Annotated in this window: 11 protein-coding genes; 8 read left to right on the top strand and 3 right to left on the bottom strand. The window is 61.4% G+C overall.

Annotated elements, in window-relative coordinates; translation table 11 throughout:
- Positions 1 to 52: 52 nt before the first annotated feature.
- Both P0D70_RS06695 and P0D70_RS06690 read right to left on the bottom strand, forming a co-directional pair.
- Positions 53 to 1,267 carry a M24 family metallopeptidase gene (locus tag P0D70_RS06695; protein WP_408183750.1) on the bottom strand — a complete coding sequence of 405 codons (1,215 nt, stop codon included), beginning with the start codon at positions 1,265 to 1,267 and terminating at the stop codon, positions 53 to 55.
- Positions 1,268 to 1,404: 137 nt separating this feature from the next.
- A complete protein-coding gene (locus tag P0D70_RS06690) occupies positions 1,405 to 2,415 on the bottom strand; it encodes a GlxA family transcriptional regulator (protein ID WP_408183748.1) in 1,011 nt (336 codons plus the stop codon).
- Positions 2,416 to 2,719: 304 nt separating this feature from the next.
- Between P0D70_RS06690 and P0D70_RS06685 the strand changes: the two genes are divergently transcribed.
- Both P0D70_RS06685 and P0D70_RS06680 read left to right on the top strand, forming a co-directional pair.
- Complete coding sequence (locus P0D70_RS06685) at positions 2,720 to 3,070, top strand: DUF4148 domain-containing protein (RefSeq protein WP_408183746.1); 351 nt, start codon at positions 2,720 to 2,722, stop codon at positions 3,068 to 3,070.
- Positions 3,071 to 3,212: 142 nt separating this feature from the next.
- Positions 3,213 to 3,998 (top strand): alpha/beta hydrolase, encoded by a 786-nt coding sequence (locus tag P0D70_RS06680; protein WP_408183744.1) that lies wholly within the window; start codon positions 3,213 to 3,215, stop codon positions 3,996 to 3,998.
- A gap of 109 nt (positions 3,999 to 4,107) precedes the next feature.
- Here P0D70_RS06680 and P0D70_RS06675 read toward each other — a convergent pair whose 3' ends face one another.
- On the bottom strand, positions 4,108 to 4,497 hold the full coding sequence (locus tag P0D70_RS06675; protein WP_408183742.1) for a hypothetical protein: 390 nt from the start codon (positions 4,495 to 4,497) through the stop codon (positions 4,108 to 4,110).
- Positions 4,498 to 4,927: 430 nt separating this feature from the next.
- On the opposite strand from P0D70_RS06675, the gene oxlT reads away from it, so the two are divergent.
- The 6 genes from oxlT (at position 4,928) to P0D70_RS06645 (ending at position 12,545) form a co-directional block, all read left to right on the top strand.
- Positions 4,928 to 6,259, top strand: a complete 1,332-nt coding sequence (oxlT, locus tag P0D70_RS06670) for an oxalate/formate MFS antiporter (protein ID WP_408183740.1) — start codon at positions 4,928 to 4,930, stop codon at positions 6,257 to 6,259.
- Between the two features lie 64 nt (positions 6,260 to 6,323).
- The gene (gene oxc / locus P0D70_RS06665; RefSeq protein WP_408183736.1) at positions 6,324 to 8,066 is read left to right on the top strand and encodes an oxalyl-CoA decarboxylase; all 1,743 of its coding nucleotides are present in this window, start codon (positions 6,324 to 6,326) and stop codon (positions 8,064 to 8,066) included.
- A 25-nt stretch (positions 8,067 to 8,091) separates the two neighbouring features.
- Entirely contained in the window at positions 8,092 to 9,342 is a 1,251-nt protein-coding gene (gene frc / locus P0D70_RS06660) for a formyl-CoA transferase (RefSeq protein ID WP_091804609.1), read from the top strand.
- Between the two features lie 104 nt (positions 9,343 to 9,446).
- Complete coding sequence (locus P0D70_RS06655) at positions 9,447 to 9,878, top strand: PAS domain-containing protein (protein WP_091804612.1); 432 nt, start codon at positions 9,447 to 9,449, stop codon at positions 9,876 to 9,878.
- A 169-nt stretch (positions 9,879 to 10,047) separates the two neighbouring features.
- Complete coding sequence (locus P0D70_RS06650; protein ID WP_408183733.1) at positions 10,048 to 10,974, top strand: LysR family transcriptional regulator; 927 nt, start codon at positions 10,048 to 10,050, stop codon at positions 10,972 to 10,974.
- A 353-nt stretch (positions 10,975 to 11,327) separates the two neighbouring features.
- The gene (locus tag P0D70_RS06645) at positions 11,328 to 12,545 is read left to right on the top strand and encodes a YbfB/YjiJ family MFS transporter (protein WP_408183731.1); all 1,218 of its coding nucleotides are present in this window, start codon (positions 11,328 to 11,330) and stop codon (positions 12,543 to 12,545) included.
- The last annotated feature ends 28 nt before the right edge of the window (positions 12,546 to 12,573 follow it).

The raw sequence follows: 12,573 nt of genomic DNA, 5'->3' as shown, positions 1-12,573 counted from the left end.
ACGCCTGCGGCCCCAGCCGCAGGACCAGGTCGCGACTGATCCGGTTCAGCCCCTAGCGAGCTTTGATGATGTTGTGGTCCGGGCCGTACTTGAAACCAGTGATGTTGGTCGCTTCTTTTTCGCCCACCACCAGGATGTCGTGCTCGCGGTAACCGCCCGCACCGGGCAAGCCTTGCGGCACCATGATCATCGGCTCCATTGAAACGACCATGTTCGGTTCGAGTACGGTGTCGATGTCTTCACGCAGTTCGAGCCCCGCTTCGCGGCCGTAGTAGTGCGAAAGCACACCGAACGAATGGCCGTAGCCAAACGTGCGGTATTGCAGCAGGTTGTACTCCGCGTAAATCTTGTTCAGTTCGTGAGCGATATCGCTGCAACGGGCACCGGGTTTGAGCAGCTTCAGACCCGCTTCATGCACTTCGACGTTGACCTTCCACAACCGCAAATGCGCATCGGAACAGTGATCGAAGAACATGGTGCGCTCGAGCGCCGTGTAGTACCCGGCGATCATCGAGAAGCAGTTCAGGCTGAGAATGTCGCCCTTCTGCACTTTGCGCGTAGTGACTGGATTGTGGGCACCGTCCGTGTTGATTCCGGACTGGAACCATGTCCACGTATCCATCAGTTCGGAATCGGGGAAACGTTTGGCGATTTCGCGCACCATCGCCTGAGTCGAGGCCAACGCGACTTCATGTTCGGGCACGCCTTCGTGTACGGCCGCCGCGAGGGCCGCGCCGCCCACGTCGCAAACGTTGGCACCGTGCTTGATGACTTCGATTTCTTCGGCCGACTTGATCATGCGCATGCGCATGGTTTGCGCGCTGATATCCAAGAACTCCACGGACGGAAGCGCCGCTTTGAGTTTTTCCAGCACCTCCACCGGCACGTGATCGAACTCGATGCCGACGCGCCCCCTGTTAGCGATTTCCTGCTGCACGCCGCGAAAGAAGTTGTCGCGCTGCCAGTCTGTATAGACCACGTTGTAGTCGCCGACCGTTCGACGCCATGGCTGGCCACCGTCGATATTCGCCGAGATGGAGACCACTTTCCCCGGCGTCACGACGAGCCCGTACTTACGGCCGAACGAGCAATACAGGAAGTCCGCGTAGTAGTTGATGTTGTGATACGACGTGAATAGCACGGCGTCGATATTCTCGTTGGCCATCAACGCGCGCAGCTTGCCTTGGCGGTTCGCATATTCCGCATCCGAGAAGGTGTGCTTTACCTTTTCGCCATTCTCGATTCGAATCAGATTTTCCAGTTTCATGCGCTCGCTCCTTGGTGAAAACGCCAGTAGGTGTGAGCGAATGGTAGGAGTTCGGTGGTTTCGAAAGTTTTCTAAAGCGACACTACATTTATTGATTTCGACATCGAGGGTTTACCACGGCGGGGGGCTTTACAGCTTTAGAGTGCGCTCTGGTAGCGCCGGCGGTCCGCCATCGGCGAAATCTGGAACTGCGCCTTGTAGCGCGTCGCGAAGTGCGTCATGGAAGCGAAGCCAGTGCGCGCGCACACTTCTTCGAGCGGCTTGCCGGTGCGATAGAGCAACTGCCGGGCACGCAGCAGCCGAATCTCCAGATACGCCTGAGCCGGTGTCTTGCCGAGCCGCTCACTGAACCAGCGTTCGAGCTGGCGTTGCGAGACGCCCAGATAAGAAGCGACTTCCGCCACGGAGAGTGGCTCTTCCACGTTGCTCTCCATGATTTGCAGCGCCTCGTCAAGCTTGACATGTTCGGCGCCCATGTATTGCCGCAGCGACGTACGTTGCCGTTGCTCGTGACTGCGCCGCTCGGCAACCAGCAATTCGAGCACGCGCGCAGCAAGTGACCGGCTGCCGGGCGGCATGCCGAGCAGATGCACCATCAGGTCCAGTGGCGCGACGCCGCCGCTGCAGGTATAGCGGTCACGATCCACCTCGTAGAGACGGTTGGAGACGATCAGTTTCGGGAATTGCCCTAGCAATACATCCTGATCTTCCCAGTGAATCGTGCAGCGGTAGCCATTCAGCAAACCCGCACGGGCGAGAAAGTAGCTGCCCGTGTCGAGACCGCCTAACGCCGTGCCGCTGCGTGCGTGCAGACGGAGCCAGTCGAGCACCGCGCCAATGCCTTTGCGTGGAATCGGATTGGGGCCGACCACGAACACGGCGTCGAACGACCCCGAGTCGGCGATCGTTGCATCGGGCAGGACCTTGATGCCGTCGCTGGACTGCGCATAGTCCCCGCCCGTTCCGATCAATTGATAGTCGTAGACTCTGCGTCCAACGATCATGTTCGCGATTCGCAAAGGATCGACTGCGGCGCCGAGCGCGATCAGGGAGAAATTGCCTAGCAGCAGAAATCCATATTTTCTGACGCCGAGGTCATGCAGCCCGTTCGGGTTGGATTCTTCAGACGCGACCACAGTGGCTGGCATAAATGGAATGCGGACGGGACGAACAATGGAAGGCGCTTGATGGTGCAGCCACCATCATAACGGCGTTTCCTTCGACTGCCGCAGAGATCAAAATCCCCGCCGAACAAGGCCTCGGCGCTTTCTGTCAATCTTGTAATCAAGCGGTGGGCGTCACGTCACCTTCAAAGTCGCAATATGGTGTCCAGACGTTCACGGAAAGCGAGCCCGGAGCGCCTCTCTCCGAAGACAGTCCGACATGCAGCCCCAAGTATTCTCGCAAAATGCTCGCCAATTAAACATCGCATTTATTTAGGAGTATCAAATCATGAAGAAAGCTCTTGTTTGTCTCGCCCTCGCCGCAAGCGCCCTGTCCGCACCGATGCTCGCCCTCGCGCAATCAAACGCGCCGGTGACACGCGCCGAAGTTCGCAGCGATCTCGTGAAGATTGAAAAGGCAGGCTACAACCCGGCCGAACGTGATGACGCTACCTATCCGGCCGATATCCAGGCCGCAGAAGCGAAGGTCGTGGCGCAAACCAGCCAGCAACAGGCGACGCAGGGTTATGGCGGTTTGGCGCACAGCGGCAGTTCGTCCTCGGGTTCGCGCTCGTACGCCGCGACGCATTCCAACTGCGTCGGTCCGGCCAGCTTCTGTACGCCGTACTTCGGCAGCTGAATGGTGCCGTCTCAGGTCTCTTTCAGGTCTCGAGCCGTCACTGCGCGCACGGGGCCTGACTGGATCCTGATGTGATCTTCGCCATTTGATTTTCACCACCACTCACTCGCTTTAGTCGAAAACGGAGTCTCTCGTGAGATTGATGCCTCTCTTAGCCTCAGCCTTGTCATTGTCAGCCGGTCTTCTCGCGTCGAGCGGCGCAATGGCACAAAGCGCCCCGCCCAAAACCGCTGCAATCAAGAATATCGTTCTGGTGCACGGAGCGTGGGTGGACGGATCCGGCTGGAAACCGGTGTACGACATTCTGACCAAAGACGGCTACCACGTCAGCCTTGTGCAGGAACCGCTGACGTCACTTGAAGACGACGTAGCCGCAACGAAGCGCGTTCTCGATTTGCAGAACGGCCCGACCATCCTCGTGGCTCACAGCTACGGCGGCTCCGTCATCACGGAGGCGGGCGTTCATCCGAATGTGGTCGGACTGGTCTATGTCGCCGCGCATGCGCCGAACATCGGCGAAGACGAAGCGGCGCTCGGCAAAGGCATGCCCAGCTACACGTCGCAACAGGCCGGCGCGATCAGGAAAACCGACGATGGCTACACGTACCTGAACCCCGCGGATTTTCCGAAGGACTTCGCCGCCGACCTGCCGCTCAAGACAGCGACATTCGAATCGAATGCTCAGATCCTGACTGCGGCGAAGGTGTTCTCGACCCCGCTGACGGCCGCCGCCTGGACGACCAAGCCGAGTTGGGGCATCGTGGCCGCCGACGACAAGATCATCAATCCCGATCTCGAGCGCTGGTACTACGCGCGAGCGCATAGCCACACGACGGTCATTCCCGGCGCGAGCCATTCGGTGTATGAGTCGCGTCCGAAGGAAGTGGCGGCAGTCATCGAAGACGCCGCACGGCACGCGCACGACTAACGCGCGACAGGGTCGGGAATCCGCACGCAATAGGCGTCCGGACAGCACGTCCGACCGTCCCTCGCTGCCCGCGTCCCGGCAAGGAACGCGTGCACGCCGCACTCCGCGCCTATACCCCCGCCAGCGCAGGCAGATCTATCTCGAACGAAACGCTGTCGCGTCGGCCGCTTACCTCATGCGGACGTGTCACCTGCGTCGAACGCGGCGCGTCCTCCATACGTCGTGGCAAAGGCGCTGGATAGCGCGCGCGTTTCTTTCCGAGAATGGCCTGACTCAGAAACTCGGCGCTATAGGCGTTCAGCAAGTGCCCATGGTGCGCTTCGATATACGCGGCGATCTGCGCCTGTTCGCCGTCGATCATAGCCAGCGACGCCAGCGTTTGCGCATCCCAGCGGAAGCGCAGGCCGAGTTCGTCGAAAGCGGCGTTGTAAGCGCATAGTTGCGCCTGGATTTCAGCTTCATGCGCGCTGTCGCCAGCGTTAGATTGGGCGGGATTCACGGTCTTCTCCTTCAGGCAGGTAGCAGGACGAAGAGTAGAAGCACGCACGAATAAACAACAGTTAAAGTTATTTCGAAAAACAATAACCTATTGTTTATATTTTGGTTTACCCCAACCCGCAAAAAGCGATCGAAATCCGTCCGTCCGCAGAGGGATTCCCACCCCAGATCGCCCTATGGATAAGGGCTGCGCCCCATCCATTATGAATACCTAATGTAAACCATAAAATGTTTTAACTTTCCCTTATTCCTGTTCTCGCGCAGCATCTTCTCAGACGTGCTGCACCTACGATTAGGGTTTTCATTGGTGCAGTTCTTTCTGGCCGACCATTGGCGCTTCACTGCCTGACAACCAACCGGCGACGAAGCGATTCGATCATGTAAGTCCAGCGTGCCGCTCGAGCGCGACGGAAGAGACAGGAGACGGAGACATGGGACATTCCGACGTATCGGACAGAGGCCGTACCGCGTTCACACATCACCGCTGGGTGCAACTCGCCATCGGCATTGTCTGCATGGGGCTCGTCGCGAATCTGCAGTATGCGTGGACGCTGTTCGTCGTGCCGATGGACAACGCCCACCATTGGGGACAAGCGGCGATCCAGAGCGCGTTCACGATCTTCATCGTTACCGAAACCTGGCTCGTGCCAGTCGAAGGCTGGCTCGTCGACAAGTTCGGGCCGCGCCCGGTTGTGATCGGCGGTTCGGTATGCGCGGCGCTCGGCTGGATCATCGACGCGCATGCCAGCAGTCTGACCGCGCTGTACGTTGCAGCGGTCATTGCCGGCATCGGCGCGGGCTGCGTGTACGGCACGTGCGTCGGCACGGCGCTCAAATGGTTTCCGGACAAACGCGGTCTCGCGGCAGGCTTGACCGCGGCGGGTTTCGGCGCAGGCGCGGCAGTCACCGTGATTCCAATCGCCGACATGATCCAGCGTTCGGGCTACGAGCACACGTTCATGTTCTTCGGCATTTTCCAGGGTGTTTGCATCCTGTTGCTCGCCACCATGCTGATTCGGCCGAAGCCGCCCGCCACCGCGGTCGTCGCCAGGCGCGTGGTGGCAAGCAAGATCGACTACACACCTGGCGAAATGATCCGTTCGCCGCTCTTCTGGGTGCTGTATCTGATGTTCGTGTTCGTCGCCGCCGGCGGCATCATCGCGACCGCGCAGCTCGGGCCGATTGCGAAAGAATTCGGCTTTGCCAAGCTGCCGGTGAGTCTCATGGGCATCACGCTGCCGCTGCTCACCATGACGCTCTCGATCGACAACCTCTGCAACGGCTTCACCCGTCCCCTGTGCGGCTTTCTGTCTGACCGCATAGGCCGCGAGAACACGATGTTCATGATCTTTCTCGGCGAAGGGGTCGCGTTGCTGGGATTGATGCAGTTCGGCCATAACCCCTACGCATTCATGTTCTTCGCAGCCGCCGTGTTCCTGTGCTGGGGCGAGATCTTCTCGATCTTCCCCGCCACCTGCGCCGACACGTTCGGCAGCAAATACGCCGCCGCCAACGCCGGGACGCTTTATACCGCGAAGGGCACCGCTTCGATGCTGGTGCCGATTGCCTCGGTGTTGTCGGCGAACGGCGGGTGGAGCACGGTGTTCATCTCGGCTGCCGTGGTGTCGATCGCGGCAGCCGTGTCCGCCAAGTTCGTCCTCGCCCCCATGAGAAAGCGCTGGATCGAAAACTCGGGTGCGCGAGCCGGCGTGGTCATCGCCGAAGCGCGGCTGCAGCCGTCGTCCGGCGGCTCCCCCGAATAACCGACACCGTGAGCATCCAGCTCGCGACACACCCCACAACGCCCCGCCAACAAGGAGAGATGTCATGGCAGAAGCCGACCAGCCCACAACAGACGAAACGTTGAAACAACAGGCGACCGAAACGACCGACGGATTCCATCTCGTCATCGATGCGCTGAAACTGAACGACATCGACACGATCTTCGGCCTGGTCGGCATTCCGATCACCGACCTGGCGCGGCTAGCACAAGCGGAAGGAATGCGTTTCATCGGCTTTCGCCATGAACAGCACGCGGGCAACGCGGCGGCTATTTCCGGCTATATGACGCAGAAGCCGGGGATTTGCCTGACGGTCTCGGCGCCGGGCTTTCTGAACGGCCTGACCGCGCTTGCCAACGCGACCACCAACTGCTTCCCGATGATCCTGATCAGCGGCTCCAGTGAACGCGAAATTGTCGACTTGCAGCAAGGCGATTACGAAGAAATGGATCAGTTGAACGCGGCCAAGCCTTATGCGAAGGCCGCTTATCGCGTGCTGCACGCGGAGGATATCGGCATCGGCGTAGCGCGGGCGATTCGAGCCGCCGTGTCAGGACGACCCGGCGGTGTGTATCTGGACTTGCCCGCCAAGTTGCTCGCACAAACACTGGATGCCGTGAAGGCGCAGCAGTCGCTGGTACGAGTGGTCGACGCGGCGCCGCGCCAGTTGCCGGCACCGGAGTCGGTCAAGCGCGCAATCGATGTCCTCAAGAGCGCCAAACGGCCGCTGATTCTGCTCGGCAAGGGCGCCGCATACGCACAGGCTGACGCGGAGATTCGCGCGTTCGTTGAAGAAAGCGGCATTCCGTATCTGCCGATGTCGATGGCCAAAGGCCTGTTGCCGGACACGCACGAGCAGTCCGCCTCGGCGGCGCGATCGTTCGTGCTGCAGGAAGCCGACGTCGTCGTGTTGATCGGCGCGCGTCTGAACTGGCTGCTGTCGCATGGCAAGGGAAAAACGTGGGGCGCGGCACCGAAGAAGTTCGTTCAGGTGGATATCTCGCCGACCGAAATCGACAGCAACGTGGCGATTGCCGCGCCGGTGATCGGCGATATCGGTTCGTGCGTAGCGGCGCTGCGCGCCGGCATCGCTGCGGGTTTCACGAAGCCGGCCACGGAGTGGACCGGTGCAATCGCGGAGCGCAAGAACAAGAATCTCGCCAAGATGGCCGCGACGCTCGACAAGAACCCGTCGCCGATGAATTTCCACAGCGCGTTGCGCGCGATCCGCGATGTGCTGAAAACACGCCCTGACATCAACGTCGTGAATGAAGGCGCGAACACGCTCGACTACGCGCGCAGCATCATCGACATGTATGAACCGCGCAAACGCTTCGATTCGGGCACGTGGGGAATCATGGGTATCGGCATGGGCTTCGCGATCGGCGCGGCGGTCACGAGTGGCAAACCCGTCGTCGCGATCGAAGGCGACAGCGCATTCGGCTTCAGCGGCATGGAGCTCGAAACCATCTGCCGTTACGACTTGCCGGTCTGCACGATCGTATTCAACAACAACGGCGTGTATCGCGGCACGGACGTGAACCCGACCGGCGGCAAGGATGTCGCGCCGACCGTGTTCGTGAAGAACGCGCGCTACGACAAGATGATCGAGGCATTCGGCGGCGTCGGCTATCACGCCACCACGCCGGAAGAACTGACGAAGGCGCTGCTCGAATCGATCGCCTCAGGCAAACCGAGCCTGATCAACGCCGTCATCGACGAAGCGGCCGGCACCGAAAGCGGTCGACTGACCAATCTGAATCCGCAAAGCGCGGCAATGAAAAAGTAATCTGGGCAACCACGGAGATTTCAACATGACCAAACCTCTCGAAGGCATCAGGATCATCGACTTCACCCATGTTCAAGCCGGTCCCGCCTGCACCCAGTTGCTCGCCTGGTTCGGCGCGGACGTCATCAAGGTGGAACGGCCGGGTTCGGGCGACGTGACGCGCAATCAGTTGCGCGACATTCCCGACGCCGACGCGTTGTACTTCACAATGCTCAACAGCAACAAGAAGTCGCTGACGTTGGACACAAAGAAGCCCGAAGGCAAGGAAGTCCTCGAGAAGCTGATCCGCGAGTCCGACGTGCTGGTGGAGAACTTCGGCCCGGGCGCGCTGGACCGGATGGGTTTTTCGTGGGAACGCCTGAACGAACTCAATCCGAAGATGATCGTCGCCTCGGTGAAGGGCTTCAGCGACGGTCACCACTACGACGACCTGAAAGTCTACGAGAACGTGGCGCAATGCGCGGGCGGCGCGGCCTCCACTACCGGCTTCTGGGACGGTCCGCCGACTATCAGCGCGGCCGCGCTCGGTGACAGCAATACCGGCATGCATCTGGCCATCGGCATTCTGACCGCACTTCTCGGCCGCGACAAAACGGGCAAAGGCCAGAAGGTCGCCGTGTCGATGCAGGACAGCGTGCTGAATCTGTGCCGCGTGAAGCTGCGCGACCAGCAGCGGCTGGAGCGCGTCGGCTATCTCGAGGAGTACCCGCAATATCCGCACGGCGAATTCAGCGACGTGGTGCCGCGCGGCGGCAATGCGGGCGGCGGCGGCCAGCCGGGTTGGGTGCTCAAGTGCAAAGGCTGGGAAACGGATCCGAATGCGTACATCTACTTCACGATTCAGGGCCACGCGTGGGAGCCGATCTGCAAGGCGCTCGGCAAGCCCGAGTGGATCGATGACCCGGCCTACAAGACCGCGGAAGCACGTCAACCGCATATCTTCGATATCTTCCAGACCATCGAAGCCTGGCTCGCCGACAAAACCAAATTCGAGGCGGTCGACATCTTGCGCAAGTTCGACATTCCGTGCGCGCCAGTGCTGACCATGAAGGAACTGGCCAACGACCCGTCGTTGCGCGCGAGCGGCACGATCGTCGAAGTGCCGCACAAGAAACGCGGCACGTATCTGACTGTCGGCAGCCCGATCAAGTTTTCGGATCTGAAGCCGGAAGTCACCGCGTCGCCGCTGCTCGGCGAACACACTGAGGAAGTGTTGGCGAGCCTCGGCTACAGCCAGCAGCAAATCTTCAACCTGCGCGAAGTCAAAGCAGTTTGATGGTGCTACGCAAGCCCGGCCATCGGCTCGGGCTTGCGGATACGGCGTCGCTGGCGACGCCGTATCCCATTCAGGCATCCGTGTTTTCACAATCGGGGGGCGTCATGCAACATGCCATCGACTTCGAGCAACTTGCCAACGCAATCGGCGACGCGATCGTCATTTCGGATGCTCAAGGCAGCATCACATTCTGGAACCCCGCGGCCGAACGCATGTTCGGGTTTGCGCCAGGCGAAGCGCTCGGCAAGTCGCTCGACCTGATCATTCCGGAACGGTTGCGCGGCCGCCATTGGGACGGCTATCACAAGACCATGGCAACGGGCGAAACCCGCTATGGCAACGACGTGCTGCGTGTGCCCGCGGTGCACAAGGACGGGCGGTCCATGTCGATTGCCTTTACGGTCGCGTTGCTGCATTCGCCGCAACACGAGCTCACCGGCATTGTCGCCGTGATCCGTGACGAAACCAGCCGCTTTCAGGAGGATCGTCTGCTGCGCAAGCGGCTCGCGGAACTGGAGGCGTCCGCCGGCGCATGAGCACGCGCATTGGCACACGCACACACGCATAATCCGATACCCACAGACCCACTGAAGGCCGGCGCGAGCCGCATCACCTGCGCCGGCTTCAAACCGTTCTCGCCGCTGCCCGCGTCCACGCTGTAAACTCTGCCGAATCCCGCTCTCAATCACGCCCGGATCAGGCAACATGGACCGCATCGACGCAATGAAGGTGTTCGTCGCCACGCTCGACGAAGGGAGCCTGGTCGGCGCGAGCCGTCGACTCGGCCGCTCACCTGCGGCGGTGAGCCGGGCTATCGCGTTCCTCGAAGAACATGTCGGAACGGCTCTGCTGCATCGCACGACGCGGACGATCAGACTGAGCGAAGCCGGCGAACGATACGCCGCCGCTTGCCGCCGCATTCTCACCGACCTGGAAGAAGCCGATCTGCTGATCGCCGGCGAGCGCTCCGCACCGCGCGGGCTGCTCACGATCACCGCACCGGTGGCGGCCGGTCAGGACATGCTGCGGGCGATCATCGACGATTTCATCGATCGCTATCCGGCCGTCTCGGTCCGGCTGGATATGCTCGACCGCCCAGTGAGCCTGATCGACGAAGGAATGGACGTGGCGCTGCGCATCGCTCACCTGCCCGATTCGACGCTCGTGGCGATCCCGGTGGGCGAAACGCGGCGGGTCGTCACGGCGTCGCCTCGCTACCTGGCCAAGCACCCGCCGATCGTCGAACCCGCCGATCTTGCCCGGCATCAGATCATCTCCATGAGCCACTTCGGCCTGGATTCATGGAGCTTTCCGCCGCCGAATGGCTCGACGATTCCACGTGTCGTGCAGTTCACTCCGCGCTTTATCGTCAACAGTATTCAGGCGGCCGTGGCTTCGGCCGTCGCGGGACATGGCGTCACCCGCATGTTTTCCTATCACGTCGCCGAGCAGGTCAAGGAAGGATCGCTCGAGATCGTCCTGAGCGACAACGAACCCGCCCCGCTACCAGTCCACCTGTTGACGCCGCAAGGGCGTCTCGCGGTTCCCAAGGTGCGAGAATTCGTCGATTTCGCGGCGCCGCGCCTGCGCCGCCACTTCACGCAACCCCAGCGGACTACGAAGCGCAATTGAATCGACTCCCGGAAGAATGTCTGCCGATCAGCGTGGATTCTCTCTGCAATCGGTTCAATCTAGACTGTGTTCAGCGAGATTGCACAGCTCACGCCTTCGGGCCGTACCGGCGAATTCACTGACACGCCCCTCCCCGCACCCGACTCGAACCGGCATTCCTCGTAACGGGCATCAGCCCACGCATAGACGGCGGCAACGGCGTCGACGCCCAAGGCACTGCTGTCACGTTGCAACTCATTGTGGATTTGATTTGTGATCCTCATGAAATGCATGGCGAGCTGTGAGTTTCGCGCTTATCGCGTCGCGGCCGCCCGGCGGCCGGGTCGGCGCGTAACGGAACAGTGGAGGCAGTCATGCAACGAGCAGTCGCCAATGGATCGATCGCGCCCGCATTCAATGTCTGGCGCGGCACGCTGGCGGGAGCCAGCGCGAGCCTTGTCGGGATAGGCCTCGCGCGTTTCGCCTATACCCCGTTATTGCCGGCTATCGTCAGCGCGCACTGGTTTCCGGCGTCGACTGCAGCCTATCTCGGCGCAGCCAATCTCGGCGGCTATCTGGCCGGCGCGCTCGCAGGCGGCTGGCTTGCGCGGCGATTCGACGCCGCGTCCGTGCTGCGCGCGATGATGCTGCTCGCGACCGTTGCGTTCGTCGCCTGCGCCTTTCCGGTTTCGTTTCTCTGGTTCTTCGTCTGGCGCTTCGCATCCGGCTTGTCGGGCGGTGCACTGATGGTGCTGGCCGCGCCGACGATCCTCGCTCATGTGATCCCATCGCGCAGAGGCTTTGCGAGCGGCGCGATTTTCAGCGGTATCGGTTTGGGTATCGCGGCGTCCGGGACAATCGTGCCGCTCCTGCTGCGTCAAGGTCTGAGCCAAACGTGGCTGGGTCTCGCCGCGCTCTCTCTGGCGCTGACAGCCGTCGCATGGAACGGTTGGCCCGGGCGGGCCGAACCCGCTGTGCAGCACGCGGCGCCTCACGCCGGCCACAGCCGCGCCTATCCGGCGGCCTCGATGCGCGCGCTGTACGCCGAGTATGCGTTGAATGCCGCGGGCCTCGTCCCCCACATGATCTTTCTCGTGGATTTCGTGGCACGCGGTCTTGGCAAGGGCCTCGATGCCGGCGCGCAATACTGGGTGCTGTTCGGACTGGGTGCGATCGCAGGCCCTCTGCTGACCGGTCACCTGGCCGACCGTGCCGGGTTCGGTCCCGCGCTGCGCGTGGCCTATGTCCTGCAGATCGCCGCAGTCGCGTTGCCGGCTGTCGTACCAGGACCCGTCGCGCTGATCGTGTCGAGCGTCGTGGTCGGCGCGTTCGTGCCGGGCATCGTGCCGCTCGTGCTCGGCCGGGTCAATGAATTGCTCGCGCACCATCCCGCTGCTCAAAAAGGCGCGTGGAGCGCGGCGACCACCAGTTTCGCGGTATTGCAGGCCGTCGCGGCGTATGGCCTGTCATTTCTGTTCGCGCACGACGGTGGCAATTACGCGAGCTTATTCCTGATCGGCGCGACCTCGTTGGCGCTTGCGTTGGTGGTCGATCTGTTCACGGCGCTTCGCGGCGCTCCGAAGCAGCAATAGCGTTGGCGTCACCCCGTTTTCAGCCGAC

Source organism: Paraburkholderia sp. RL17-381-BIF-C (genome assembly GCF_046026435.1).
In the GTDB taxonomy this organism is placed as follows: Bacteria; Pseudomonadota; Gammaproteobacteria; order Burkholderiales; family Burkholderiaceae; genus Paraburkholderia.
Note: the sequence above shows the minus strand (reverse complement) of the source record. Positions and strands in the feature narration are given on the sequence as shown.

Excerpts from the sequence above, each read along its gene's own strand:
- P0D70_RS06695 (WP_408183750.1), bottom strand. The coding sequence starts at position 1,267 with ATGAAACTGGAAAATCTGATTCGAATCGAGAATGGCGAAAAGGTAAAG.
- P0D70_RS06690 (WP_408183748.1), bottom strand. The coding sequence starts at position 2,415 with ATGCCAGCCACTGTGGTCGCGTCTGAAGAATCCAACCCGAACGGGCTG.
- P0D70_RS06685 (WP_408183746.1), top strand. The coding sequence starts at position 2,720 with ATGAAGAAAGCTCTTGTTTGTCTCGCCCTCGCCGCAAGCGCCCTGTCC.
- P0D70_RS06680 (WP_408183744.1), top strand. The coding sequence starts at position 3,213 with ATGCCTCTCTTAGCCTCAGCCTTGTCATTGTCAGCCGGTCTTCTCGCG.
- oxlT (WP_408183740.1), top strand. The coding sequence starts at position 4,928 with ATGGGACATTCCGACGTATCGGACAGAGGCCGTACCGCGTTCACACAT.
- oxc (WP_408183736.1), top strand. The coding sequence starts at position 6,324 with ATGGCAGAAGCCGACCAGCCCACAACAGACGAAACGTTGAAACAACAG.
- frc (WP_091804609.1), top strand. The coding sequence starts at position 8,092 with ATGACCAAACCTCTCGAAGGCATCAGGATCATCGACTTCACCCATGTT.
- P0D70_RS06655 (WP_091804612.1), top strand. The coding sequence starts at position 9,447 with ATGCAACATGCCATCGACTTCGAGCAACTTGCCAACGCAATCGGCGAC.
- P0D70_RS06650 (WP_408183733.1), top strand. The coding sequence starts at position 10,048 with ATGGACCGCATCGACGCAATGAAGGTGTTCGTCGCCACGCTCGACGAA.
- P0D70_RS06645 (WP_408183731.1), top strand. The coding sequence starts at position 11,328 with ATGCAACGAGCAGTCGCCAATGGATCGATCGCGCCCGCATTCAATGTC.